The 26,035-nt window shown below is 61.8% G+C and carries 25 protein-coding genes, 1 tRNA gene and 2 pseudogenes; 22 read left to right on the top strand and 6 right to left on the bottom strand.

All coding sequences use genetic code 11. The annotated features are described in order from the left end of the window. The first annotated feature begins 14 nt into the window (after window positions 1-14). Together F6X42_RS05205 and cysE are read left to right on the top strand one after the other, a co-directional pair. Window positions 15-845: an RNA methyltransferase gene (locus tag F6X42_RS05205; protein WP_187633165.1), complete on the top strand. Its 831-nt coding sequence runs from the start codon at window positions 15-17 to the stop codon at window positions 843-845. Between the two features lie 254 nt (window positions 846-1,099). Then, window positions 1,100-1,936 carry a serine O-acetyltransferase gene (cysE, locus tag F6X42_RS05200; protein WP_187633164.1) on the top strand — a complete coding sequence of 279 codons (837 nt, stop codon included), beginning with the start codon at window positions 1,100-1,102 and terminating at the stop codon, window positions 1,934-1,936. 51 nt (window positions 1,937-1,987) lie between these two features. On the opposite strand, the gene F6X42_RS05195 is transcribed toward cysE, so the two are convergent. The 4 genes from F6X42_RS05195 to F6X42_RS05180 all read right to left on the bottom strand — a co-directional run bounded on the left by F6X42_RS05195 (window position 1,988) and on the right by F6X42_RS05180 (window position 4,911). Then, window positions 1,988-2,785 (bottom strand): UDP-2,3-diacylglucosamine diphosphatase, encoded by a 798-nt coding sequence (locus F6X42_RS05195; RefSeq protein WP_187633163.1) that lies wholly within the window; start codon window positions 2,783-2,785, stop codon window positions 1,988-1,990. Between the two features lie 63 nt (window positions 2,786-2,848). Next, window positions 2,849-3,343 (bottom strand): peptidylprolyl isomerase, encoded by a 495-nt coding sequence (locus F6X42_RS05190; RefSeq protein WP_187633162.1) that lies wholly within the window; start codon window positions 3,341-3,343, stop codon window positions 2,849-2,851. A gap of 123 nt (window positions 3,344-3,466) precedes the next feature. Continuing rightward, complete coding sequence (locus F6X42_RS05185; RefSeq protein ID WP_187633161.1) at window positions 3,467-4,060, bottom strand: peptidylprolyl isomerase; 594 nt, start codon at window positions 4,058-4,060, stop codon at window positions 3,467-3,469. A 50-nt stretch (window positions 4,061-4,110) separates the two neighbouring features. Beyond that, window positions 4,111-4,911: a tetratricopeptide repeat protein gene (locus F6X42_RS05180; protein WP_187633160.1), complete on the bottom strand. Its 801-nt coding sequence runs from the start codon at window positions 4,909-4,911 to the stop codon at window positions 4,111-4,113. A gap of 250 nt (window positions 4,912-5,161) precedes the next feature. Here F6X42_RS05180 and cysS point away from each other — a divergent pair, with 250 nt between their 5' ends. From cysS to F6X42_RS05130, 10 genes and pseudogenes are all read left to right on the top strand, one after another. Further along, window positions 5,162-6,559, top strand: coding sequence for a cysteine--tRNA ligase (gene cysS / locus F6X42_RS05175; protein ID WP_187633159.1), 1,398 nt, complete (start codon window positions 5,162-5,164; stop codon window positions 6,557-6,559). 47 nt (window positions 6,560-6,606) lie between these two features. Continuing rightward, a complete protein-coding gene (locus tag F6X42_RS05170) occupies window positions 6,607-7,692 on the top strand; it encodes a DNA-3-methyladenine glycosylase family protein (protein WP_187633158.1) in 1,086 nt (361 codons plus the stop codon). A gap of 128 nt (window positions 7,693-7,820) precedes the next feature. Then, window positions 7,821-8,792 carry an acetyl-CoA carboxylase carboxyltransferase subunit alpha gene (locus tag F6X42_RS05165; RefSeq protein WP_187633157.1) on the top strand — a complete coding sequence of 324 codons (972 nt, stop codon included), beginning with the start codon at window positions 7,821-7,823 and terminating at the stop codon, window positions 8,790-8,792. 53 nt (window positions 8,793-8,845) lie between these two features. After that, window positions 8,846-10,321 carry a tRNA lysidine(34) synthetase TilS gene (gene tilS / locus F6X42_RS05160; RefSeq protein WP_187633156.1) on the top strand — a complete coding sequence of 492 codons (1,476 nt, stop codon included), beginning with the start codon at window positions 8,846-8,848 and terminating at the stop codon, window positions 10,319-10,321. A gap of 415 nt (window positions 10,322-10,736) precedes the next feature. Continuing rightward, a complete protein-coding gene (locus tag F6X42_RS05155) occupies window positions 10,737-11,987 on the top strand; it encodes an aspartate kinase (RefSeq protein WP_187633155.1) in 1,251 nt (416 codons plus the stop codon). A 178-nt stretch (window positions 11,988-12,165) separates the two neighbouring features. Beyond that, window positions 12,166-12,259 (top strand) — tRNA-Ser (locus tag F6X42_RS05150). A 149-nt stretch (window positions 12,260-12,408) separates the two neighbouring features. Then, entirely contained in the window at window positions 12,409-13,659 is a 1,251-nt protein-coding gene (locus F6X42_RS05145; protein WP_187633154.1) for a tyrosine-type recombinase/integrase, read from the top strand. Window positions 13,660-14,060: 401 nt separating this feature from the next. Next, window positions 14,061-14,342 (top strand): annotated as a pseudogene (locus tag F6X42_RS05140) (NAD(P)(+) transhydrogenase (Re/Si-specific) subunit alpha); the annotation flags it as partial. 57 nt (window positions 14,343-14,399) lie between these two features. After that, a pseudogene (locus tag F6X42_RS43825) lies at window positions 14,400-14,649 on the top strand (NAD(P)(+) transhydrogenase (Re/Si-specific) subunit beta); the annotation flags it as partial. Between the two features lie 295 nt (window positions 14,650-14,944). Next, complete coding sequence (locus tag F6X42_RS05130) at window positions 14,945-15,877, top strand: HTH-type transcriptional regulator ArgP (RefSeq protein ID WP_187633152.1); 933 nt, start codon at window positions 14,945-14,947, stop codon at window positions 15,875-15,877. Here F6X42_RS05130 and F6X42_RS05125 read toward each other — a convergent pair. Next, window positions 15,823-17,175, bottom strand: a complete 1,353-nt coding sequence (locus tag F6X42_RS05125; RefSeq protein WP_184012454.1) for an SLC5/6 family protein — start codon at window positions 17,173-17,175, stop codon at window positions 15,823-15,825. The genes F6X42_RS05130 and F6X42_RS05125 overlap by 55 nt on opposite strands. After that, window positions 17,168-18,112, bottom strand: a complete 945-nt coding sequence (locus tag F6X42_RS05120; RefSeq protein WP_187633151.1) for a fatty acid desaturase family protein — start codon at window positions 18,110-18,112, stop codon at window positions 17,168-17,170. The genes F6X42_RS05125 and F6X42_RS05120 overlap by 8 nt, the downstream gene beginning before the upstream one ends. Window positions 18,113-18,321: 209 nt before the next feature. Here F6X42_RS05120 and F6X42_RS05115 point away from each other — a divergent pair, with 209 nt between their 5' ends. The 10 genes from F6X42_RS05115 (at window position 18,322) to F6X42_RS05070 (ending at window position 26,022) form a co-directional block, all read left to right on the top strand. Beyond that, window positions 18,322-18,729 (top strand): ACT domain-containing protein, encoded by a 408-nt coding sequence (locus tag F6X42_RS05115; RefSeq protein ID WP_187633150.1) that lies wholly within the window; start codon window positions 18,322-18,324, stop codon window positions 18,727-18,729. A 238-nt stretch (window positions 18,730-18,967) separates the two neighbouring features. Continuing rightward, the gene (locus F6X42_RS05110; protein WP_187633149.1) at window positions 18,968-19,501 is read left to right on the top strand and encodes a hypothetical protein; all 534 of its coding nucleotides are present in this window, start codon (window positions 18,968-18,970) and stop codon (window positions 19,499-19,501) included. A 117-nt stretch (window positions 19,502-19,618) separates the two neighbouring features. Continuing rightward, window positions 19,619-19,852, top strand: coding sequence for a helix-turn-helix transcriptional regulator (locus tag F6X42_RS05105; protein ID WP_187633148.1), 234 nt, complete (start codon window positions 19,619-19,621; stop codon window positions 19,850-19,852). Continuing rightward, complete coding sequence (locus tag F6X42_RS05100; RefSeq protein ID WP_187633147.1) at window positions 19,845-20,129, top strand: hypothetical protein; 285 nt, start codon at window positions 19,845-19,847, stop codon at window positions 20,127-20,129. The genes F6X42_RS05105 and F6X42_RS05100 overlap by 8 nt, the downstream gene beginning before the upstream one ends. A gap of 377 nt (window positions 20,130-20,506) precedes the next feature. Continuing rightward, window positions 20,507-21,040, top strand: a complete 534-nt coding sequence (locus F6X42_RS05095; RefSeq protein WP_246529963.1) for a hypothetical protein — start codon at window positions 20,507-20,509, stop codon at window positions 21,038-21,040. Continuing rightward, window positions 21,040-21,693: a lytic transglycosylase domain-containing protein gene (locus tag F6X42_RS05090; protein WP_187633220.1), complete on the top strand. Its 654-nt coding sequence runs from the start codon at window positions 21,040-21,042 to the stop codon at window positions 21,691-21,693. The genes F6X42_RS05095 and F6X42_RS05090 overlap by 1 nt, the downstream gene beginning before the upstream one ends. 50 nt (window positions 21,694-21,743) lie before the next feature. Further along, window positions 21,744-22,085 carry a TrbC/VirB2 family protein gene (locus F6X42_RS05085; RefSeq protein WP_187633146.1) on the top strand — a complete coding sequence of 114 codons (342 nt, stop codon included), beginning with the start codon at window positions 21,744-21,746 and terminating at the stop codon, window positions 22,083-22,085. A gap of 16 nt (window positions 22,086-22,101) precedes the next feature. Next, entirely contained in the window at window positions 22,102-22,422 is a 321-nt protein-coding gene (locus tag F6X42_RS05080; RefSeq protein WP_187633145.1) for a VirB3 family type IV secretion system protein, read from the top strand. Window position 22,423: 1 nt separating this feature from the next. After that, window positions 22,424-24,859 (top strand): VirB4 family type IV secretion/conjugal transfer ATPase, encoded by a 2,436-nt coding sequence (locus F6X42_RS05075; protein ID WP_187633144.1) that lies wholly within the window; start codon window positions 22,424-22,426, stop codon window positions 24,857-24,859. Continuing rightward, window positions 24,859-26,022: a TrbL/VirB6 family protein gene (locus tag F6X42_RS05070; protein WP_187633143.1), complete on the top strand. Its 1,164-nt coding sequence runs from the start codon at window positions 24,859-24,861 to the stop codon at window positions 26,020-26,022. The genes F6X42_RS05075 and F6X42_RS05070 overlap by 1 nt, the downstream gene beginning before the upstream one ends. Window positions 26,023-26,035: the final 13 nt, after the last annotated feature.

Here is a 26,035-nt window from a genome sequence, read left to right as displayed (position 1 = left end):
AGTCGAGTTTCATCGTGGATCACACCCACCATTCCTCCGACCCCGCCGTGGCCAATTTGCGCGGCGGCTTCACGTCGACGCGTTTCGTGCTCGTCGAGCCCAGCCATCCCGGCAATGTCGGCGCTGCGGCGCGCGCGCTGAAAACCATGGGCTTTTCGCGGCTCGTGCTCGTGTCGCCGCGTGTGCAGAACGTGCAGAACGATCCCGAAGCAATCGCGATGGCGAGTGGCGCCGACGACGTGCTCGCCTCCGTGCACGTGGTACCGTCGCTCGCCGATGCAATGACTGGCGTGCACTGGTCGATCGCCCTGACCGCGCGGCTGCGCGAATACGGTCCGCCGCAATGGACGCCGCGTGCGGCGGCCGCCGCCGCCCGCACACAGGCGATGCACGGCGAGATCGCGCTGGTGTTCGGCAACGAGCGCACGGGCTTGTCGAACGAGGACGTCGAGCGATGCAGCGCGATCACGCATATTCCGGCCAATCCGGCCTACAGCTCGCTCAATCTCGCGCAGGCGGTACAGGTGCTCGCCTACGAACTGCGCACCGCGTATCTCGACTTGGATGGATCGACCGACGGCACGCCCGCCGCGGGAGCCGTCGCAGCGCAGGCCGAATCCGCCGGTACGCGCGCGCAGATGGCGGCCAGCGACGAGATCGAGAGCATGTTCGCGCATCTGGAGAGCGCACTGGTCGCGCTCGAGTTTCTCGATCCGACAAATCCGAAGAAGCTGATGTCACGGCTGCGGCGGCTCTTCGCGCGCTCCGGCCTCGAGCGCGAGGAAGTCAATATCGTGCGCGGCATCGCCAAGCACATCCTGCTCAAGACGAAGCGGAGCGGCTGACGGTCCATCCGTCAGTCGGGCACGGCGCACCCGATGCGCCGCCTTCATCCGACGACAACCTTGCAGATGTCGGGGGCTTCCGGCAGGTTTCGCGCAATCGACCTACAATCCACGAAACGTTAGAAGCAAAGCTGCCGCCATGATAAGTGGCAGCGATGCGGTCGGGCTTGGCGCGAAATGCGGAGGCCCCGCAAGCGCAGAGCACGGCCCCGCTCACGCGGATGGCTTTTTTCCCCAACAACACAGTCCCTGCCATGTTCACGAGACTTCGCGAAGACATCGCCACGATCCGCGAGCGCGATCCCGCCGCCCGCAGCGCATGGGAAGTGCTCACGTGTTATCCGGGGCTGCACGCGCTCGTGCTGCATCGGATCGCGCACGCGTGCTGGCTCGCGAAGCGCCGCTGGCTCGCGCGTTTCGTGTCGCAGATGGCGCGCTTCATGACCGGCATCGAGATCCATCCGGGCGCGACGGTAGGGCGGCGCGTGTTCATCGATCACGGCATGGGCGTCGTGATCGGCGAGACCGCGCAGATCGGCGACGACTGCACGATCTATCAGGGTGTGACGCTCGGTGGCACGTCGCTGACGCGCGGCGCGAAGCGGCATCCGACGCTCGAGCGTGGTGTGATCGTCGGTGCGGGAGCGAAGGTGCTCGGTGGCTTCACGGTCGGCGCGGACGCGAAGATCGGATCGAACGCGGTCGTGACCAAGCCGGTGCCCGCGCGTGGCACGGCGGTCGGCAATCCGGCGCGGATCATCGTGCCGGCGGCGTCGGTCGCCGCGGCCGCGAGCGGTGCGAACGCGGGGGCGAACCATGTCACGCGTGACGCCAAGCGCGGCAGCGAAATCAGCGCGTTCTGCGCATACGGCATTACGCCCAATGCGGACGATCCGGTGTCGCTCGCGATTCACGGCCTGATCGACCACGCGGCGACGCAGGCGCGGCGAATCGATGAAATCGTCGATGCGCTCGAGCGGCTCGGCACGAGCCTCGAAGGGCTGCAAGGCGCGGATGCCGCGTTGCTCGATTTGCGGCGGCTGTCGGCGGCGATCGAGGGAAAGGTCGATGGGGTTGCGGCGGAGCGCTAGGTATCGGTATCGGCGCATCGGTCGCGCAAAGCGCACGCTGGACCCAGTTGGTCAATCCAGCGGCATCGCTCGAATCCCGTCGGCATCGATCTTCAGATATCCGCCACGGTGCTTGCCGTGATCGAGATCCCAGTCCGGCAGAACCCAGCGTGTGCCGCCCGGCTCGTGATGCCGCGCGGGCAGATGCGTATGCCCGTGAATGAGCGTCGCCGTCTTCGATTTCCTGAACAGCGCGGCGACAGCTTTCGGCGTCACGTCATACTTGATTGACGTCGGCCGTGTGCGACCATGCTCGCTGTTCGAGCGCATGTTCTCGGCGAGCTTGCGACGCCAGCGAAACGGCCAAGCGAGAAACAGGGTTTGCGCAACTCGATTGCGCGCGAAACGCCTGAAGAGCTGATAGCCGCGATCCGCGGTGCACAGACCATCGCCATGGGCGAGCGCAATGCGGGTGCCGAACGCGGTGATCACGAACGGATCGGGCAGCCAGATCGCGCCGGCCGCTTTCATGAAGCGCTTGCCCAGCAGAAAGTCGCGATTGCCGTGCATGATATAGAGCGCGATGCCACGCTCGGACAGCGTGTGCAGCAGCGCCGCAATATGGGCGACGAACGGCTCGCTCAGCATGTCGTCGCCGACCCAGTACTCGAACAGGTCGCCGAGGATGAACACCGAATCGGACGCTTCCGCGTTCACGCGGATGAAATGCTCGAACGCGGCGACCGTGCGCGGAATCGCCTCGCTCAGATGCAGATCGGAGATGAAGAAAAAAGGGCGCGCGGCGTGCGGGCGTTGGCGCTCGCCAGGCACGCCCGCGGCGATGCTTCGCAGCGGCGTCTCTTGCAGCATTGAAGGTGCCTGATTTCAGTTCGAACGAGTTGGCGCCCGCATGAGGCGCGACTCACTCACGGTTTAGCCGACGACGACAGCCTTTTCGATCACGACGTCATCGACGGGCACGTCCTGATGGAAGCCCTTCGAGCCGGTCTTGACCTTCTTGATCTTCTCGACCACGTCCATGCCTTCGACCACCTTGCCGAACACCGCGTAGCCCCAGCCTTGCGGCGTCGGCGACGAGTGGTTCAGGAAGTCGTTGTCGTTCACGTTGATGAAGAATTGCGCGGTCGCCGAATGCGGGTCGTTGGTACGCGCCATGGCGATCGAGCCGTTCTCGTTCTTCAGACCGTTGTTCGCCTCGTTGTTGATCGGCTCGGCCGTCGGCTTCTGCTTCATGCCGGGTTCGAAGCCGCCGCCCTGGATCATGAAGCCGTCGATCACGCGGTGAAACACCGTGTTGTCGTAGTGGCCGGCCTTCACGTAGTTCAGGAAGTTCTCGACCGACTTCGGCGCCTTGTCGGCGTTCAGTTCGAGTTTGATGACGCCGTGGTTCGTATGCAGTTCAACCATGATGGAATCCTTTGATGAACAGGTGGATAAAAGGCGCGGCGCGTCGTCATGTGCTGAGGACAGGCCGCGCCGGGGCGTGGGTTGCGCTCGGGGCTTCGGCCGCGCGGGTTCGCTGGTTCGTTGTTACTTGCTTACCACCGTCGCCGACTGGATCACGATCGGTTTCTGCGGCACATCGCTCATCGGGCCGCGCGTGGTGGTGGGCGTGGCTTCGATGCGCTTCACGACGTCCATGCCGCTCGTGACCTTGCCGAACACCGCATAGCCGTTGCCGTCGGGATTCGGGTAGTCGAGATTGGCATTGTCCACCGTGTTGATGAAGAACTGCGCGGTGGCCGAATTCGGGTCGCTGGTGCGCGCCATCGCGATCGTGCCCGCGGTGTTCTTCAGACCGTTGTGGCTCTCGAGCGAAATCGGCGCGCGCGTCGGCTTCTCGACGAAGCTCTGCGTATAGCCGCCGCCCTGGATCATGAAGCCCGGAATCACGCGATGAAAAATCGTGCCGCTATATTGGCCGGCCTTCACGTAGTCGAGGAAATTGGCGACCGTCTTTGGCGCTTTCTCAGGATACAACTCGACGCGAATGTCACCCTCCGACGTCTTCAGCAGCACCGAAGGATGAACGGGCTGTGAGCCGGACTGCGAACCGGACTGCGCAACGGCGGGCGCGTTTGCGATCAGGGCGGCGCTGCCGAGCGCCAACATCAACCATTTCATGAAAATCCTCGGGATTGGAAAAAAAATGCGGCAGGCAAGGAGCCCGGCGCTCAGCGCGACGGCGCCATGTACGGCGGCATCGCGAGCGAGCCATTCGGGCCGCCGAACTGGAAGCTCGGGTTGTCCGTGACGTTCGACGTGGGGTGCGCGGCGGGCTCGTTCGTCGGCGCGGCGGCGGGCTGCGAGGCTGCGGCAGCGGGCGCCGGCGACACCACCTTCTGGATATCCGCGAGACGCTGCGAGGTCCTCGCGCTCGGCTTGCCGAGGCTCTCCGCGCGACGGTATGCGGCATCGGCGAGACGCAGATAGAGGTCGCCCAGGTTCTCGAACGCGAGGGCGTAGTTCGGATTGACCTTGGTGGCCATCTCGAGTGCGGCGCGCGCTTCGGTCAGGCGGCCTTGTCTGGCGAAAAGCGTGGCGAGGTTGTTGTACGGCTCGGGCAACTCGGGATACAGCTGAGTGAGTTCGGTGAACGCGGCAATCGCTTCGTCGTCGCGATTCAGATGCACGAGCACGTTCGCGCGTTTGAACTTCGCCTGCGCGTCGCGCGGATTCGCGGCGACGCGGGAATCGAGTTGGGTCAGTGCGGCTTGCCAGTTTTTCTGCGCGATCGACGCGTCGATTTCCGGCGTGTTGTCACGCACAGCGGGGCCTTGCGGCATCACCGCGGCCTTCTGCGCATACGCGCTCGCGAGCGGCATGGCGGCAAGCGCGGCAACGACGGTGACGCGCCACGCGAGGGCGCGCGCCGCTTCGAAAGTAGCGCGGCCAACAACGCTACCGACAACGTCGCCAAACGCAGTCGTGGCGAGGGTCGCAGCGCTGCGCGCGCGGCCACTGGAGTGTTTCATAGGCTCAGGTCTGGATGTTATACTCCGAGCCATTCTAACAAAAGGTCAGCGCGTTCCGTCGAACCGCCGACTGTCTTTTCGCCACTCGTGGCCGTCTCCGCCCGGTTCGCAGCCTCGTCTGCAGCCTGATCGCCGCATGAGGTGCGCCGGTTTCGGCTGCATGCGATGCACCCGTTGTTCTGTTCTTTTCGCGGGTCGCGACGCGCATGAAGCACAATGCGGACTTCTTTCGGCCCACGCACCGTTCTCTATGGAATCTCTGCGCATCTACAACACGCTCGCGCGTGACAAACAGACTTTCGTGCCGCTGCGCGAAGGTGTCGTGCGGATGTACGTCTGCGGGATGACCGTGTACGACTATTGTCACGTCGGTCACGCGCGGGTGATGGTCGTGTTCGACATCGTGCAGCGCTGGTTGCGCACGCTCGGCTACAACGTGACCTACGTGCGCAACATTACCGATATCGACGACAAGATCATCAAGCGCGCGGTCGAGAACGGCGAAACCATCAAGGCGCTGACTGATCGCTTCATCGCCGCGCTGCACGAAGACGCGGACGCGCTCGGCATCGAGCGTCCGGACATCGAGCCGCGCGCGACCGACTTCATTCCGCAGATGCTCGGCATGATCGAGACGCTCGAGAAAAACGGCTACGCCTACCAGGCAAGCGACGGCGACGTCAACTACGCGGTACGCAAATTCGAAGGCTACGGGAAGCTGTCGGGCAAGTCGCTCGAAGACCTGCGCGCGGGCGAACGCGTCGCGGCCAACGACGCGAAACAGGACCCGCTCGACTTCGTGCTGTGGAAGCAGGCGAAGCCCGAGGAACCGGCCGACACCGGCTGGGATTCGAAGTACGGCCGCGGTCGTCCCGGCTGGCACATCGAGTGCTCGGCGATGGGCTGCACGCTGCTCGGTGAACAGTTCGACATTCATGGTGGCGGCCAGGACCTGCAGTTTCCGCACCACGAAAACGAGATCGCGCAAAGCGAGGCCGCGACCGGACAAACATTCGTCAATTATTGGATGCACAACGGCTACGTACAGATCGACAATGAGAAGATGTCGAAGTCGTTGAACAATTTTTTTACGATTCGCGAAGTGCTCGCGCAGTACGATGCGGAAGTGGTGCGTTTCTTCATCGTGCGCGCGCATTACCGCTCGCCGCTGAACTACAGCGACGTGCATATCGACGACGCGCGCAATGCACTCGCGCGTTTGTACACGGCGTTGAAAGACATTACGCCTGATAGCGCCGCGCTCGACTGGAACGAAGCGTACGCGCAGCGTTTCCGGGCGGCGATGAACGACGACTTCAACACGCCGGTGGCCGTGTCGGTGCTATTCGAACTGGCCACCGAAGTGAACCGCACGCGCGACCCCGCGCTGGCCCGTCAATTGCGCGCGCTTGGCGCGGTGCTCGGGCTGCTCGGACGCGAACCGCGTGCATACCTGCAGCAGGCAGCGGGTGCTGCAGCCGAAGGCGCGCTCGAGCCCGCCGCGATCGAAGCGAAGATCGCCGCGCGCATCGCCGCCAAGCAGGCAAAGGACTATGCGGCAGCAGACCGGATCCGGGCCGAATTGCTCGATGCCGGCGTTGCCCTTGAAGACAAACCCGGCGGGTTGACCGAGTGGCGGCGCGTGTGAGCGCACCTCGTACTTCCCTTTGAACGACTCGCCAGGCAGGAGGCAGGATGGCAACGGCCACGAAGACGCCGACTAAACGCGCGGCGTCTCAAACCAGTGCGGCAGCCGCGGCATCGGCTGGCGCGACTAAGTCGACGCGTGCGTCGACCCGCGCGGGCGGCGGCGCAGTAGACAAAACGTCGTCGAAAGCAGGCTCTGCCGCAGCAAAGAAGAGCGCGGCCAAACGCTCGCTCAATGGCAAGGGCGGCGCACTCACTGAAGCCGCGCATCCGCCGGCTGCGAAGCGCGCGAAAACGGCGTCGCGTGCGAAGGCCAATGGCGCATTGCCGGCCGAACTCGCCGACGACGTGCAGGAACTCGCACGCGACACGAACGCGGGCGAAGTCGTGCGCAAGACGCGCGTGTCGGTCACCTCGGCGAGCACGGCCAGCGCGAGCGGCGAAGCGGCCGGTGTCGCATCGCTCGCGAACGAAGTCGCCGTGCCGGTGCAAATCGGCGGCCTCGCGCCCGAAGTCACGCGTCCCGCGTATTGGGACAAGGCGTGCGCGGACCTCGTCAAACGCGATCGTATTCTGAAGAAGCTGATTCCTAAGTTCGGCCCCGTGCATCTGCTGAGTCGTGGCGATCCGTTCGTCACGCTCGCGCGCTCGGTGGTTGGCCAGCAGATTTCGGTCGCGTCGGCGCAGGCGGTGTGGTCGAAGGTCGAAGCTGCGTGTCCGAAGCTCGTGCCGCTGCAGTTCATCAAACTGGGTCTCGAGAAGCTGAACGCGTGCGGTTTGTCCAAACGCAAGGCCGAGTACGTACTCGATCTCGCGCAGCATTTCGTGTCGGGCGCGTTGCACGTCGGCAAGTGGACGTCGATGGACGACGAGGCGGTGATCGCCGAACTCACGCAGATTCGCGGCATCGGCCGCTGGACGGCGGAGATGTTCCTGATCTTCAACCTGTCGCGTCCCGACGTGCTGCCACTCGACGACCTCGGCTTGATCCGCGCGATCAGCGTCAACTATTTCAGCGGCGAACCCGTCACGCGCAGCGAAGCGCGTGAGGTTGCCGCGAACTGGGAGCCGTGGCGCACCGTCGCGACCTGGTACATGTGGCGTAGTCTTGATCCGTTGCCGGTCGACTACTGAAGAAGAACAGGAAACGAAGCCGTTTCAAAGACTATCGCGCATATGATTTCGATAGTTGAGAAATGGTTTTGACATCGGCGCGCGCGGTTAGAATACGCGCTGCCCGGTAAGTCCAAGGATTACAACCAATGAAGACCACGTTTCTGGATTTCGAACAGCCGATCGCTGAACTCGAAGCGAAGATCGAAGAATTGCGCTTCGTGCAGGACGACTCGGCCGTCGATATTTCGGAAGAGATCGAGCGGCTGTCCAAGAAGAGCCAGCAGCTCACCAAAGATCTGTATGCGAACCTCACACCGTGGCAGGTTTCGCAAATCGCCCGTCATCCGCAGCGTCCGTACACGTTCGACTACGTAAGCGAGCTGTTTACCGACTTCCATGAACTGCATGGCGACCGTAACTTCGCGGACGATCTGTCGATCGTCGGCGGTCTCGCACGGTTCAACGGCCAGGCGTGCATGGTGATCGGTCATCAGAAGGGCCGTGACACCAAGGAGCGCGCACTGCGCAACTTTGGCATGCCACGCCCGGAAGGCTATCGCAAGGCAGAACGTCTGATGCGCGTCGCCGAGAAGTTCGGCCTGCCGATCTTCACGTTCATCGACACGCCGGGCGCGTACCCCGGCATCGGCGCGGAAGAGCGCGGCCAGTCCGAAGCGATCGGTCGCAATCTGTACGTGATGGCCGAGCTGAAGACGCCGCTGATCGCGACGATCATCGGCGAGGGCGGCTCGGGCGGCGCACTCGCTATCGCGGTGGGCGATAGTGTGCTGATGCTGCAGTTCTCGACCTACTCGGTGATCTCGCCGGAAGGCTGTGCATCGATCCTGTGGAAGAGCGCCGCGAAGGCCCCGGAAGCGGCCGAAGCGCTCGGCCTGACCGCGCATCGTCTGAAGGCGCTCGGTCTGATCGACAAGATCGTCAACGAGCCGCTCGGTGGCGCGCATCGCGATCCGAAGGGCATGGCCGCGATGCTGCGCCGTGCGCTCGCCGATTCGCTGCGCCAGTTCCAGGGTATGAGCACCAACGACCTGCGCGAACGCCGTTTTGAACGGCTGATGGCGTACGGCAAATTCAAGGAAACGACGCCGGGCGCATAAGCCCGCGCGTTGGCCTGTCTCTTTCGTCCACCGGCGCTTGCTGCGCTAACGACGTGACCACCACCGCCGACTCATCCGCCGAGCGCCTCGTGATCGAGGCGCTCGGCGCTGCGCTGCGCGGGCTGGACCCGAGCGCGCGCATTGCGGTCGCATTCAGCGGCGGCGTCGATTCGAGCGTGCTGCTCGATGCGGCGGTGCGCGTCGCGGGCGCCTCGCGTTGTATCGCACTGCATGTGCATCATGGTTTGAGTCCGCATGCCGATGCGTGGCTCGCGCATTGCGAGGCATTTGCGCGCGAACGCGGCGTCGAATTCGACGCGCGACGTGTGGAGGTTTCGCGCGCGCCGGGCGTGAGCATCGAGGCTGCGGCGCGCGACGCGCGTTATCGCGCGCTCGACGCGATGTGCGCAACGCACGGCATTCGCGCGCTTTGGCTCGCGCAACATGCGGACGATCAGGCCGAGACCGTGCTGCTGCAACTGCTGCGCGGCGCGGGGCTCGCTGGTCTCGCAGCGATGGCGCCAGGCCTGTTGCCCGCGGGTGCGTCTGCGACCCGCGTGCGGCCGCTCCTGCATCTGCTGCGCGCGCAGCTCGAACACTACGCGAGCGTGCGAAAGCTGCGCTGGATCGACGACGAATCGAACGCGGACACGCGTTATGCGCGCAATGCATTGCGTCATCGGGTGATGCCGGCGCTCGCGGTGCACTTCCCCGGCTTTCGCGATGCGCTCGCGCGTACGGCCGCGCATGCGGCGTCGGCGCAGCGATTGCTCGATACGCTTGCGCGCGCCGACATGGAGAGCGCGTCGCGCGATGAAGGACGCGCGCTCGCGCACGACGTGCTGCTCGCACTCGACGACGATCGCGCGCTGAATCTGCTGCGCTACTGGATGCGCACGCTCGGCTTCGTCGCGGCATCGAGCGCGCGTGTCGCGGATGCGCTGCGGCAGTTGCGTGAAGTCGGCGCGGGGCAGGACGGGCATCGTCTGCGCATCGATCATGCGGGCCATGCGTTGCGCAGCTATCGCGGACTCGTCTACTGGGAGGCCGGCGACAGCAGCGAGCCCGCCGACGAAACCGCGCTCGTCGAGCGCGAGATCAGCGAACTCGTGTGGCAGGGGCAAGAGGTCTGGCACTTGCCGCAATGGCGCGGCACCTTCGTGTTCGCAGTGGTGGATGCGGCCGCTGCTTCCGGGGTTGCCGGGGCATCGCCCGAAGCGCCAGCTGACGAAGGATTCGACACCGTTCCCGTCAGCATCCTGCAACGAGCATCGCTAAGCGTGCGAGCACGCCGCGGCGGCGAACGCTTGCGCGTCGGCGCGCCGAATGCACCGGGCCGCACGCTGAAGAACCTGTTTCAGGAGCGCGGCATTCCCGCATGGAAGCGCGACGTACCATTGCTGTACATCGGCAATGAACTGTTGTTCGTGCCGCTGATCGGCGTCAATTGCGGGGCACTTCGCGACGCATCCCCGGAGCGCGAAGCGCGCGTGAAAATCGTCTGGCGCGAGGATCTGCTGATTGCCTGAGCGCCGCTCGGAGAGCCGCGCAAGCCACGCGTGCAAATGTAGAAATCTTGAAATAGGGCGCAAATTAGCGATAAAACAGGCCGTTGCAGGCCCGATTTGAAGCATTTGAACGCTCGTTGCGTCTTGTCTTTTTGCCCCTAATCAGGTACTTTAGCTTGTTTGCCCGACCCGATTTCGCCGTCGCTTTTGTCGCTATCGGTCGTTAGTGCCGGCAGGCGAGCGTGATCCGTCGCCGCCGTTCAATCCCGATCAGCCATTTGCGATCTCATCCCGGGCAAATCCGCGCGTGCTGCACGCGTGCTGCATCTACGCCGCCACACACTTTGCCGCCGTTCACGAGACGTTGCGCCCCGGTGCTTTCTGTGCGGTCGTCTCCAGCGCGCCAGCGCGGTTTCTCTTCCAGTTCAGAACGACAATGGCACTCATCGTACACAAATACGGCGGCACCTCGATGGGCTCGGTCGAGCGCATCAAGAACGTCGCCAGGCGCGTCGCGAAATGGCACAAGGCTGGCCATCAGATGGTCGTCGTGCCCTCGGCAATGTCCGGCGAAACCAATCGCCTGCTTGGCCTCGCGAAAGAAATCACGACTCAACCGAGCCCGCGTGAACTCGACATGATCGCCGCCACTGGCGAGCAGGTCAGCTCGGGTCTGCTCGCGGTCGCGCTGCAGGAAGCCGGCGTCGACGCGCTCAGCTACGCAGGCTGGCAGGTGCCGGTTAAAACGGATAGCGCGTTCACGAAAGCGCGCATCAGCGACATCGACGGCGAGCGCGTCAAGCGCGACCTCGCGGCCGGCAAGGTGGTCGTGATCACGGGCTTCCAGGGTATCGACCCGGACGGCAACATCACGACGCTCGGCCGCGGCGGCTCGGACACGTCGGCCGTCGCGGTCGCGGCCGCGCTGAAGGCCGACGAGTGCCTGATCTACACGGACGTCGACGGTGTGTACACGACGGACCCGCGCGTTGTTGAAGAAGCGCGCCGGCTCGATCGCGTGACGTTCGAAGAAATGCTGGAAATGGCCAGCCTGGGTTCCAAGGTGCTGCAGATCCGCTCGGTGGAATTCGCCGGCAAATATCAGGTGAAGACGCGCGTGCTGTCGAGCCTGACCGATCCGCTGATGCCGCTCGACGAAGAAATGAAGTCGGGCACCCTGATTACTTTTGAAGAAGATGAGACCATGGAAAAAGCAGTCATCTCGGGCATCGCGTTTCAGCGCGACGAAGCTCGTATCGCCGTGATGGGCGTGCCCGACAAGCCGGGTATCGCGTATCAGATTCTCGGTCCGGTGGCGGACGCGAATATCGACGTCGACATGATCATCCAGAACCAGAGCGTCGAGGGCAAGACGGCGTTCACGTTCACGGTCGGCCGCGGCGACTATGCGCGTGCAATGGAGATCCTGACGGGCACCGTGAAGGCGCACGTGCAGGCCGAGCAGGTGCTGGGCGACCCGAAGGTGTCGAAGGTATCGGTGGTCGGCGTTGGGATGCGCTCGCACGTCGGCATCGCGAGCAAGATGTTCCGCACGTTGTCTGAAGAGGGCATCAACATTCAGATGATCTCGACGTCCGAAATCAAGATTTCGGTGCTGATCGACGAAAAGTACATGGAGCTCGCGGTGCGCGCGCTCCACAAGGCCTTCGAACTTGATCAGGCGTAAATGACGGGAAAAAGGGCACTCTAGAGCGTCCCGTTTGTTTTGTGTCGTTCGTGTGAATAAATTGCGTCGCGAGGCGCCTCGTTGGCACAAAAAATGTTCTCCGGACGTTGACCTTCCCGGCTTGGCCCGCTATTATCTTTGCTTCGTCGCACTGACTCCCTGTGCGACAGAAAGTTTGGGAGACGTGGCCGAGAGGTCGAAGGCACTCCCCTGCTAAGGGAGCATCTGGGCCAAAACCTGGATCGAGGGTTCGAATCCCTCCGTCTCCGCCAATAGGCGGTCCAGGCAAATCTGCCTGGTTCCATCGGACACCCCCAAAGCCTCGGAACAGCGAGGTTTTGGGGGTGTTTTTCTTGTTGCTGCTTCCGGCTCGTACCGACAAAATCAACCCATCAAGTTGGGGTGAAAGTAGGGGTAGGAAATGGCGGAATCTCAATCCAGGCAGCTTCATCGACTATCGGCGCTACGCATCGCGAAGCTCGTCGATCCCGGCTATTACGCTGACGGCGGCGGTCTGTACTTTCAGATTTCCAGTTCGGGCTCGCGCTCCTGGATCTACCAGTTCAAACTGTTCGGGCGTTCGCGCGAGATGGGCCTTGGGTCGGCGACAACCATATCGTTGGCGGAGGCGCGCGCCGAGGCGGCCCGATGCAGGGCACTCGTGAAGGACAAAATTGATCCCATCGAGGCACGCAAGGAGGCGCATCGCAAAGCCGCCGCTGAAGGCGCGACTCTGTTTCGCGACGCCGCAGCGGCATACATCGAGAAGATGTCGCCGAGCTGGAAAAACAAGAAGCATGCTCAACAGTGGGCGAACACACTCACGACCTACGCCTATCCTGTGATCGGTGACGTCGATGTACGTCATATCGATACGCCGATGTTGGTACGTATCCTGCAGCCGATCTGGTCGGCCAAGCGCGAGACTGCAGGCCGCGTGCGTGGCCGCATCGAGAACATCCTGGATGCTGAGAAGGTGCTTGGTCATCGTGATGGCGACAATCCAGCACGCTGGCGCGGTCATCTGGACAAGGTGCTGGCAAAGCGCAAGCGCGCTGTTAGACACTTCCCGGCTCTTCCGTGGGCGGATATACCTGAGTTCATGCCGAAGCTTGAGGCGAAGGAAGAAGAGGGTTCACGCTCAGCAGTAATGTTGCATCTGGTGATCTTGACTGTCTGCCGTACGAACGAGATCCGGGGAGCGCGGCCCGAGGAATTCGATCTACGCCACAAGATCTGGACGATCCCCGGCGAGCGAATGAAGATGGGCCTTCCTCACCGTGTGCCATTGTGTGATATCGCCTGCGAACTCGTGAAGAAGGCTATGCAGACGGCCAGGTATGGTTATCTCTTCCCCGGCGACAAGAAGGGGGCGCCGCTCTCGAACATGGCGATGCTCGAATTGCTCGATGGTATGGGATATTCAGAGATCACAGTGCACGGCTTTCGCTCGACATTTCAGGACTGGGCCGAGGAATATGGTGAGTATCCCGAAGTACTTGCCGACAAGGCGATCGCCCACAAGACCGGCAACAAGGCGAGGCGCGCATATCAGCGAGGAGACATGCTCGAAAGGCGCCGAAAGATGATGGAGCATTGGTCGCAGTACTGCGCGGGGGTGTCTGCGACCGTCATGTCGATCACACCCCCGGGAGTCCAGGCTGTCGCATGACGGTTAGACGGGCAACTTCTGCATGGGGTGCAGGTGGTCGGAGGTTCAAATCCTCTCGCCCCGACCAACGGATATAAGGCTCTCATGGCTTCGGCTCTGAGAGCCTTTTTCGTTTGGGGCCGATTTTGCCCCCACGTTTGCCCCCACATGACGGACGGCTCTCGCGGGAACAAAGCGGAATTTTCGGGGACGGGTAGCGGACGCGTTCGTTGCTCAGTTCGGGACGGCTTTGCTCCCGCGTTTGCCGGTGCGCGCTATGCCCACGGCAACCGCACACACCAGTAACGACATGCCGTTTTCTGACGGTTTCGGAAGGGGCTAGCATTTTGCCGAACATTCCCGATGCCGTCGCGTCGCTGACGACAAGCGCTACATAGCGCCCACAGACGGCACAACGGACCATCGCGGCGGGATGTGGCGCCGAATATGAAGGCCGGCGCGGCGGCAACTGCCCGCTGAACGAAGCGGACTGGGTCGTGACGAAGCACGGCGTGGCGCTCGTCGGCTACACGAACGTCCCGTCGATGGTCGCGGCCGACGCGTCGTCGCTCTACGCGCACAATCTGCTCGACTTCCTGAATCTGATCGTCACGAAGGAAGGCGCGCTGAACATTGCTCTCTCCGACGATATCGTCGCGGCCACGTTTCTGTCCCGCGATGGCGAAGTCGCGCGCAGGTCATAAAGGAGAGCAGGGATGGAAGTCATCAATCACACGGTGATCAACCTGACCATCTTCGTGCTGGCGATCTACGTCGTCACGCTGCTGTATCCGGTCGCTTCGGTCTGCTTCATTCAGGCCCCAAGGGGCTGTCGAATACGAAGATGGCGGGTATCGGCAATACCTTCGGCATGGTCCGGATGGCGATCGCTATCCGCTGATCGCCAAGCAGGCCGCAGCGGTCGGCTCGAATCTCGGCCCGGGCTCGGCCTGCTGCTGGTTGCGCTGGTGGATCGGCGGCGCAGTGGGTGCGTTCGTCGCGGCGCGCGTCGCGATAGGCATGAAAATAGCGGTGCCGGAGGCCGACATGATGTTCTTTGCCGTGTCGTTCGCCTCCATGCTCATATGCCTTACGCATCGTAACGCGTCATGTACTTCGTTTTCTATACCGATGTGCTGCGGCTTCAGTTGCGGTTTTCCATTGTTGCACAGAGTGCATCTACCGTAGGATTAACCGGGCCGTGCTAAGGTACCGACGTCCGAGTAGTTTGTCTGGGCATGAAGCCCGGCGGTCTTTTAACCTCGCACCCTAACCGTGGTCCGGACCAATATCGGGGCAGCTCTATATGAATTTCGACCGTCAACAACTGGAAACATTTTTTGCAGTCGTTGAGTTTCGACATTTTGGGCAAGCGGCGCACGCGTTAAACATTACTCGTGGTGCTGTCTCCCAACGAATAATCGCTCTAGAAGAGTCGTTTGGTACGCCGTTGCTTGTGCGTGATGGGGTTACGCCAACACCGGCTGGTGAAGCGCTCCTTCGGCATATCCACATGCTGAGGTCATTGGAGGCGGATACTATTCAGCAAATCAAGCCAGGTGCACACGCGCGGGCAAAGATCGCAATTGCGGTCAATGCAGATTCGCTGGCGACATGGTTTGGCCCCGCCGCCTGTGCTATAGCGAAGGAGAGTTTCGCGCTGGAACTTATAGTCGACGACCAGGATCATACCCTGCCGGTATTGGCACGCGGAGAGGCTATCGGGTGTGTTTCGACGGCGAGTACTGCGCCGACCGGATTTGTTGCAGAGCCTATTGGTGCGATGGAGTATGAATGTGTGGCTGCTCCGGAATTTTCTGCGGCCTGTTTTACGCATGGACTCAATATGCACGATATCCTGGCCGCCCCCGCTGTGCTCTTTAATCGAAAGGATGGCTTACATGCAGCGTTCCTTGAACGCCTGCTTGGTTTCCCAGTGAGCGGTTATGCCACGCATTATTTCCCCTCCCCAATGGCGCTCTTGACGGCGATTCGGGCGGGTGTCGGGTATGGCCTTGTTCCGTCCATGCAGGCTCAAGCTCTGATTGATTCCGGTGATCTGGTTGCCTTGGCGCCGCGTAACAGGATTACCGTTGATCTGTATTGGCATCATTGGGAGGTGGCACCGCCCAATGCGACTGCGATTAGCGAAACTGTGATGCGTGAGGCCCGTCGAGCATTGATTCAACCAGCGCCCGCGTCGTCCGGTAAGGGGGATGAGGGCGAAGTCGCGGACTGACCATTTGAGGACCCCTTCGGCCAATGTGGTAGTCGATGCCCGGCGTGGGTAGCTGAAGCAAAGTTGTTGGATCGGCGAACCATCAAAACTCCAATCGCAAGCGAAGTCGGCAACGCGAAAAGCAGGGGGGCCGCTTCAGGTATTTCTGTTGCCCCTGTCCAGCGCATCAGGTAACAGGTCATGGCGATGCAGAATCCGGTCACCATTGTTGCGTTGGCAGTTGCATGCGAGACGGATGTACGTACTAAGCCGAATATTAGAAGCGGACCCACTGCGGAGATGTAGACCATATTGAGGTCGATCATCATGTCGACGAGACTTTGTTCGCGCGTGGTGACGAGGGAACCCAGTACGACGGGCAGGACGCGGGACCAGATTGGTCCTGTCATGGAAGGTGGGCCGAGTGTGGCCATAGCTTCAGCCATTGCTCGCAGAATCGAGCATCCGGCACCAAGAGCTGTTAGGCCTAGTACGGCGACAACGAGACCGCTCGCGGCGCTCACTGCGTAACTCGAAAGGGTATGCATCAGTACAATCGGAACAACCTGTACGGGATCGACGACGTGCTCCAGATGCCAGACCGGGGCAGCCGCGATTACAGCGGAGGCCGGCAGAAATCCGATCAAGAAGACGAGCGCTGCTGCGAACAGGCAGCCAGCGCGGGCCGTCGTAGGAGCTCGCGCTGCGACCACGAACTGCTGATAATCCGCTCCACATATGACCATCACCACGACGGAGACGACCGTAAATCCGGTATGCGCCAGCGTCATTGTGCGAAGCCCATCTAAGAACTGCATTGGCGCATGCACCCAGACACTGAACCCATCCGTTTCGAGCAACGTACGCACGAGTGCGACGTTGCACGCAAGCATGCAGATCGCGAATCCGGCGGCAAGCCATGAGAGCCGCATCAGCGAAAGGCAAATCAAAAGACCAGCTATCAGTAGGAGTGCCGTAGTCGGTCGAAAGCCGGCCAGCGTCAGTATTGCGGATCCTCCCCGCATCTGAGCAGCAAGGACACCGGTCATCCAGACGAGCGACAGTAGCGCTACGCTGCGGCTGACCGAGGCACCGTAGAGTTGATCAAATCTGACCCAGATGGATTGCCGTCCAATCGACAAGGCCGGCGCCCATGCAGCGAGTACGATCAGACCCAAGGCGCTCGCGATTGCGTAGAGGCAGCCAGCCATCCCCCCGCGCAGGGCGAGTTCGCCTGTGCCCAGGAGAAAGCCAATACCGCAGCTCGTAGAGACCAGCAGGCTTGTTACCTGTGCCAGGTTCAATGTTCGTTCAGACATGAGCTGCTTCCCAACCCTTTACGCTGGCGTGTACGCCGCTCAGGTAGGTGTCGCAGATGATCGCACGGCAATTGAACGCAGAAATGTGCTTCAGGTGTGCGTGCGCCTGCGGCAGATGGCGATAGGGAATATGCGGGAGGAGATGGTGTGTTAGGTGGTAGCCATTGTGATGCGGATGCAGCAAGATCGAGGCGAATCCGTGGTCCGGAACCTCACGGGTGTATTGGAAAATTCCTCCTGGTTGCAGTCCGTAATGATCGGTCATTTCGCGGAATGTTGTGATGGCATGGAACACGGTACCTCTCGCAATCATCCACAGTGCGAAGAACAGAAGCGCGAAACGCATGCCGAAGATCACATCGAGTAAGGTTTCGCATGAAACCCACCACAGAACGATCTCGAGCCGCTGGCGGTGTGCGAGTCGCCTTCCGGCGAAATGCCCGAAGAGAGAACCAGCCAATATCGCTGGATTATTGAGTACGCGCCCGTAAGCGTCGAACCAGTGATTACCTTCATGCGTAACGCTCGATAGGTAGTCGGGGTCGTGAGTTGGATCGCCGAGCCAGGCATGATGCCGCGCGTGCTGGAGGCGGTAGAGCGTCAGGTCATTGAAGAGTGCTGGAGCGAGGAAGATGCGCGCCATCCAGTCATTGACGTTGCGGCGGGCACTCAGGTTTTTGTGGCTGGCTTCGTGCAGCAGGTTGCCGAGTGCCCGCTGCCGGTTGCCGATCACGAAGATTGCCACAACCGTAATCCAGGCGCCGATGCGGTAGTCACTCCAGACCGCAAAGCATATGATCGCCCAGTCCAAGGCAATGTCCAATAGCGATCGCCAAGCGCTGGCGCGAGGGATGTGCCAGCGTGCGCCTGTCAGGGCGATAGCTGAATGTATAGTTGTCTGATCGGCCATGACCGACGATGATGTGGCTAAACTCATCGCAGGCTCCTTCTGGTTACGTTAGGTCCCCGAGGGATCTACTCTGCGATACGTTTTTGTATCAGTAGAAGCATTGATCTGATCTTAGTCGGCCAATCGTATTTGAGAGGCTGCGGTTAGAACTGCTACGCAGCGTCTAGAATTTCTAAACACAGGGAGCGTGAACACCCTCTCCTGTGGCATAACGTCACTTTTTTCGGAGGGGTACGTTGAGCGAAAAGGATCTTGCGAAGCTGTGTGCGACTCTCAGTCCGGTTATGGCGGAGCCGACCTATGTCTATTGTTCTTTTTCAGACTCCGTCTTGCCGTCCGGGCTATTGGCCCTTTGTACCGTAAGGGAGCGAGAGGGGCTAACGGCAATCGTGGAGCGCGATGATGCCCAACGCCTTGGGTTGCCGTACACATACGATGCCCGTCTGATCACCTTGTCGGTTCATTCCAGCCTCGAGGCAGTTGGATTTATCGCAATAGTCAGCCGCGAACTCGCGGCGGCGGGTATCCCATGCAATACGATCGCGGGCTATTACCACGATCACATCCTCGTTCCGGTTGACCGGGTGGAAGAGGCAATGACCGTGTTGCGGAAAATCGCGGCGACGTCCTGCGACTGTCCTTGAGCTGGACTTGCACGTCAGATTTCGCGGACTGCCCGGGCCCGTTATTTTTTCTGCATTGCCGGCAATTTTCTTCGCGCCTACAGGTTCGGTCTTGCTCCGGTGCCATGTGTTCAATAAATTAAAGAAAACATAAGAAGATATGCCGGAGGACCGTCGGAGCATCTGGTCCAGTCGTGCTTTGACTGAGGGGGCTACATTTGTGTAGTACGACTCCGCGTAGAGTTGGGAAGGAGGGAATATGTTCGAATCGGCTGAGGATCATCCAGCCCCGACACGACCGGAAATCGATGCAAACCCTGATCTTGAATACTGGCGCCGTCGTAGTGAAGAATCGCAGGCTTTAATTGCACGTCTGACGGCCCGTCTTAGAGGGCGTGATCGTCGTATCAGGTTGCTGGAACTCGCCATATCCCGGACGGCTGTCATGCATCATGTCTGGGCCACCCATCTGGAACGCAGGCTCGAGCGGTTGCCTTTGGCCGGTGTGGCAGGTCGGGCCCGCAGGCATGAAGCCGTTTCAGAGCGTGAGGGCGCAGTTGTTCATCTTCCTCACCTGACGCACACTCTCGAGGCTCTTTTCGACGTTATGCGGGAGCATTGGTCCGAGTGGGATCCCGAACGACCGCCTAAATCTTCTACAGTTGCGCGCGCCATTGATGAGAAGCTGGGTCTCAAGGGGCAGGCCAATGGTGAAGCCTCGCGCAGCGCGCAGACGTTTGCTGCCGCGCTGAGGCCGGATTCGGTTGTTGAGTCCGATGGCCGCCATCGCTGACGTTCACTACCCGACGGGATTTCCCGACGATATGACGGAGTTGCCCGTCAGGTTCTCCCGCGGCTTGAATGGAGCCCATGCAGGAACTCATTCGGGCAATACAGCGGGAGGTCAATCATGTCCGATAGATTGCGTGGGGTGGGCGCGATATTGCGGCGCGGCCAGGTCGAACAGGAAGTCGGGCTGAAACGATCGACAATCTACCAGCGGATGCAGGAGGGGACTTTTCCGCGTCCGATCCGTCTTGGCGAGCGAGCGGTTGGCTGGCGTGCGACCGACATCGAACTTTTTCTTGAAGATCCCGCTGGGTATCGCGCGCCCCCGTCCGACGACGAGGCACGCGATGGATGATCACCTGAAACCGTGTTCGCTCGATGCCCGGCTGGATAACTGGGCGAGTGCAAGTCGCGGTCCGTATGACCCGGCGGATGCAGTTCGCATAGAAGAGGCGTGGCGGCGGCTTGCAACGCGTCAGCGGGATTTGTTGCGCATGGTGTACCTGTGGCGCGCCGGTCGTGAAGTGATTTGTCGTCGACTAGGGATTCCACGACATCCGTGGTGCCGGTTTGAACTCGAACTGGCCTCCGCCAAGCAGGCATTAGCGGGTTTGCTGATGAAGAAGCCATGAGGTAGAACGGCCCGGCAATACGCTGGGAAACGGAGCAGATGGCCGATAAGATTCAATTTCGGTTGCCCGCGGTAAAGCTCCGTTCGTAATCGACAATCTGTTCCGGTCAACGTGCCAATGTGTGATTGGCACGACCGAGTACGCGTGAGCGAACCCGACGTATCGACGGATGCGTGTGTGCATAGTGATTAGGCCATGCCCGAAAGCCTGCGTTTGCGGGCTTCTCTGCTTTGATCCCCCTTGAGCTTGCGGCGAGTTTCCCGGCGCCGCAGGTTTCTTTTTCCTCGCTTCCGGTTCCATACGTCGGCGTCGCACTGATGGAAGGGAAGCGGATTATGAAAATGTCGCGATCAGTAGTGAGCGGGCGGAGGCCGGGGATGGTGCGCCGTGCATTGCGCGGATGGTCGCTTGCCCTGGTGGTATTCGCTGGCGCGTCCATGTTCGCCCCCGGCATGGCTCGCGCGGATGACTGGGGCTGCCAGGTGCTGCTGTGCCTGTCCAATCCGGGCGGCCCGGAGCAATACAGCGCGTGCGTGCCGCCTATCGAGAAACTGTGGCGTGCGCTGCGTCACGGCGATCCGTTCCCGATCTGTGATTTCGGCGCGGGCGGTTCCCAGGGGGCGTTTGCGACCAATACTTTCGCGAGTGGCAGCTACTGCCGTGAGGATCTCCTGCACTGGGGCGGTTCCGAACAGAGCGAGCTGCTATGCGGCGCCACCGCTGCGATCAATGTCGACATCGATAACCAACTCTATAGCCGTGTCTGGTGGGGTGTGGCAGGTGCGGGTTCAACGATTACCGAATTCTACGGCGGGGGCAGCGTACAGGTACCCTACGATCCGTTGCAGTCCGCTGCGGTCTTCCTGCAACGGACTGAACAGCAGAGCAGCTTCGGCGTTGGGGGGCAATGATGCTGCCACTCGATTTCACCACGCTCGCGCAGCAGTGTGCGCCTCAGGTCTCACCGGTCACGATGACTGCCATTGTGCGGACGGAGTCGGGGTTCAATCCGTATGCGATCGGCGTCACGCACGGCCGGTTGGTGCGTCAACCGGTGAGCGAGGCCGAAGCGGTGGCCACCGCGCATGTGCTTGCCGCCAATGGCTGGAACTTCAGTGTCGGCCTTGCGCAGGTGAACCGCGCCAACTGGGCCGCGTACGGACTGACTGAGCGGAGCGCCTTCGATACCTGCCGCAATCTGGCTGCGGGCGCCGCGATTCTACAGGGCTGCTTTACGGCAGCGCGTCACGGACAAACGGATGTCCGGCGTGATCCGCAGGCTGCACTTCGCGCGAGCCTGTCGTGCTACGCAAGCGGCAATTTATCGACAGGGTACCGGGCCGGCTATGTACAGCGGGTGGTCGATAACGCGCGGCTGCCGGTGCCACCGTTCTCTCATGCAGTCGTGCCGGCGATTGAGCCCATTCCAGTTGTTCCGGTTGATCACGCCGTGCATTCGAATCCGGTGCGATCCCGATCAGCTGATCACCCGGTATCGGAGCCACCTGACGCCTCACCGGGTACAAATGTTGGCGAGCCAGACAGCAGCGCCGTGGTGTTCTAGTCCACTGGACAGACGATAGCAGTCCCATCGAAAGCAGAAAGGAGTCAATGATGAATTCAGGAATGCATATTGTTAATCGGTGTTGTCGGAACGTGCTGATCAGAGTTCAGCCCGGTCGCAAAGTGGCACGTCAAATCGCCGCTACGGTTACGACGATACTCGTTGCCTCCCCGGCCTGGGCACAGCTTTCGCAGGTCAACACGCTCCTGAGCACAATCCAGACGACGCTGCTGGGCGTCGGCGGTGTGATCTGCTCGATTTCCATCATCTGGGCGGGCTTCCGGATGATGTTCCAGCATGCCCGGTTCGGTGATATCGCAAACGTGTTTATCGGCGGTCTCTTCGTCGGTTGCGCGACGGTAATCGCCGGCATGCTGATTCCGACGAGCTGATCCGAGGCGTCGAATCATGAACTCGCTCAAGGATCCGGTTTTCAAGGGATGCACGCGGCCCGCGATGATCTTTGGTGTACCGCTCGTGCCATTCCTCATGATTGGCGGCGGCATGCTGATCCCGGCTATCTGGGCGCTGCTGGCCAGTCCGCTGCTCGGCGTCGGACTGCTGTTCCTGATGATCCCGGTGTTCGTTGCCATGCGCTTCATCACGCGCCGCGACGACCAGCGCCTGGCGCAGTACGCACTGCGCCTGCGCATGGTCCTGCGTCAGGGTAACCGCCGCTCCTGGGGCGTACACGCTTACGTGCCGGTCCGCCTCAAGAGGAGGGCGTGACATGCCAGCTACCCCGAAACACGTCGCCGTCGCGAACCGCGAAGTGGCACTCGCCGACACCATCCCGTATTCGACGCACGTGACGGATCAGGTGATCAGGACGCGCGAGGGCGACTACCTGCGGATCTGGAAGCTCGCGGGCATCGCATTCGAGGCCACCGATCCGGCCGACATCCTCGTGCGTCACGACGGATTCAACCAGCTGGTGCGTGGGCTGCCCGGCGGCCACGTGGCGCTCTGGTCGCACCGTCTACGTCGGCGCGTGTCGGATCACTTTGCCACGCCGTACGGCAACCGATTCTGCCAGGAACTGGCGACACGCTATTACGCGGGCTTTGCAGGCTACCGGATGATGGCGAACGAGCTTTATCTGACGCTCGTCTACCGGCCGAACCGCACGAAGCTGGGGCGCGTATTCAGTCGGGCTGCGCGTCGCACGCATGACGATATCCGGCATGACCAGCACGAAGCACTCAAGGCAATGGACGAGCTGGCGGCTCAACTCGAATCAGGCCTGAAACGCTATGATCCGGTGGCGCTCGGGGCCTATCGCAAGCCAGGCCCTGATACCCGGCGTCCTCGCCGGTATTCGTCGGCGCTGGAACTGCTTGGCTATCTCGTCAATGCCGTCTGGGAGCCGCAGCCGGTTCCCTCGGGGTCAATCCGTGAGGCGCTGCCGACCTCCCGCCTGTTCGTCGGAGTGGAGAAGGTCGAGATCCGCATGCCGGCCGCGACACGGTATGCCGCGTTGCTCGACCTGAAGGACTACCCCGAAGACACCGAGCCCGGCATGCTCAACGGCCTGCTGTACGGCGACTTCGAATATATCGAAACGCAGAGTTTCACCATCCTCGACAAGCCTGGCGCAAAGGAAGCGCTCGAGCGGCAGCGCAACCAGCTCATTGCCGGCGAAGATGCGGCGCTCTCCCAGATCGGGGCGATGGATCGGGCATTGGATAACCTGATCAACGGCGATTTCGTGCTTGGCGAGTATCACTATTCGCTTGCCGTACTGGCCGATACGCCTGGAGACGTGTCGAAGCACGTCGCGAAGGCGCGCACGCAGCTCGCCGACGCTGGATTCCAGACGGCGCTGATCGATCTCGTGGCCGATGCCGCGTGGTTTGCGCAGCTGCCGGGCAACTGGCGCTACCGGCCGCGTGAGGCAAAGCTCACGTCCCGGAATTTCTGTGGACTGTCCAGCCTGCACAACTTCGCGACCGGCAAGCGCGACGGCAATCCATGGGGCGAGGCGATCACGATCGTCAGGACGCCGAGCGGTCAGCCGCTGTATCTGAATTTCCATGTCACACAGGAGAAGCAGGATTCGGCCGATGCAAAGGCGCTCGCCAACACCCAGATCGTCGGCCAGGCCGGTGCGGGCAAAACGGTGCTTGAGCTGTTCCTACTCGCGATGGCGATGAAGTACGGCGTCACGGCCGTGCTGTATGACAAAGACCGTGGTACCGAGATCGCGATTCGCGCCATGGGCGGCACATACACCGTGTTTCGCCGTGGCGTGCCGACCGGGCTCAACCCGTTCCAGATGACACCCGATGAATCCGTGCTGGATTTCTGGGAGCGGCTCGTGCGCAAGCTCGTTGACACGGGTTGGCCGCTGTCCGCGAAAGACGAGCTCGACATCTCGCGCGCGGTGCGGGAAGTCGCCCGCATGGACAAGCCGTTGCGACGCCTGTCGATGCTGCGGCAACTGCTGCCGAACGTGGGCGAGAACAGCCTGCATGCGCGCCTCGCGAAATGGTGCATGGGCGGGCGGCTCGGCTGGGTGCTTGACAACCCGACCGACCGAATTGATCTTGCGCGCTCGGGTCTTTTTGGGTTCGACGACACCGACTTGCTGGATGATGCCGAAGTCTCGACGCCCGTCACGATGTACCTGCTGCACCGGACTGAAGGTCTGATCGACGGCCGGCGCTTCATCTACGTGATGACGGAGTTCTGGAAACGGCTCTCCGACCCCGTCTTCACGGATTTCGCGAAGAACAAACAGAAGACGATCCGCAAGCAGAACGGCCTGGGGATTTTTGATACGCAGTCGCCGGCTGACGTGCTGCGCAGTGATATTGCGCGCGCACTGGTCGAGCAGAGCGCGACCTTCTTCTTTCTGCCGAACCCACGGGCGGACTACGACGATTATGTGCACGGCTTCAAGCTGACCGAAGCCGAGTTCAACATCGTGCGCAATCTCGGCGAGAACAGCCGTATGTTTCTCGTCAAGCAGGGCCACCGCTCGGCGGTTGGGCAGCTTGATCTTGCGGGCCTGGGTGATGTGCTCGATGTGCTGTCTGGCACGACCGATAACGTCGAACTGCTCGACACGATCCGCGCACAGGTTGGCGACGACCCCGACGTGTGGTTGCCGGTTTTCCACGCGCATCTGGCGAAGCGCCGCGCAGCGCAGCGGGGAGGCGTGTAATGAGCGGCCTCTTTACCGCGATCGGCGGCACGCTCGAGAACGGCATGTCGACCTACGTGACGAACGTCTCGTCGGCGCTGTCGGGCGCGCTTGTCCCCGTCGTGACCACCGCCGTCACGATCTGGGTCATCGCCTATGGTCTGGCGATTGTGCGGGGCGAGGCGCAGGAAGCTGTGCCCGCGTTCGCGTGGCGTGGGCTCAAGGTCGCCGCGATTCTCACCTTCGCGCTCGGCAGCGGCATCTATCAGCAGCAGGTCGTGACGGCCGTCAGTGGTGCGACGGCGGGCCTCGCCCAGACGATCCAGAACGCGGCGAACACGACGGGCGGTGGCAATCCCGGATGCGGATCAGTCAGCGGTAGCAGCGTGACGGCGACCAGTGCCACAAGTATCTATCAGACGCTCGACTGCTACGACCAGCAGATCGATCTTGTGCTGGATGCTTATTCCGAAAAGGCCACGCATGAAGGGCTCAGCCCGAGCGGACTTGCCGCGGCTATTGGCGACATTGTGTGCGGGTTCGTGGCCGCCGTGGGTGGCTCGATTTTCCTGATCGTGCTCGCGTTCGAGGTCGTGATGGGCCGCATGCTGCTTGACCTCGTGCTCGGGATCGGACCGATCTTCATAGCGTGCGCCGCGTTTGCACCGACTGCCCGCTTCTTCGAGGCGTGGACCGCGAAAGTGGCGAATTACGCCCTGCTGCAGGTGCTGGTTGCAGCTTTCCTGGGCATGGCCCTGACCGCATTCTCGACCGAGCTCGCGCCGTTCCAGGTGACAACGTCGGCGCCCGGTACCAACCCGGCCGCCCTCGTTGCAGCGGGCCAGGCAGCGCTGGAGGCGTCGGCCGCGTGGGGCGCAGCACTCGGCATGTTTGCGACCGCCATTTTCCTGGCGATGGTCGGCTGGCAGTTGCCCTCTGTGGCGTCCGGACTGTCCGGCGGCGCCACGGTATCCGGATTCGGGGCATTCGTGGCCGGTGTCGCGTCGCGCCGCATCGCAACCGCGATCGGACAGGCACTCAATCGTAGCGGAAACGGTCCGCGCCCCGGCGGGACGATTCGCGACCGGACCGGCTCAGGCGGCGGGTCGGGAAATTCAGGTGGTGGTTCGATGCCCGCGTATCAACGCGCGGCACGCGCCAACCTCGGACAGCAGGGTAGTTGAGTGAGGTGATCAT

Source organism: Paraburkholderia podalyriae (assembly GCF_014397785.1).
GTDB classification, from domain to species: domain Bacteria; phylum Pseudomonadota; class Gammaproteobacteria; order Burkholderiales; family Burkholderiaceae; genus Paraburkholderia; species Paraburkholderia podalyriae.
This window is presented reverse-complemented; position numbering and strand designations above follow the sequence as displayed.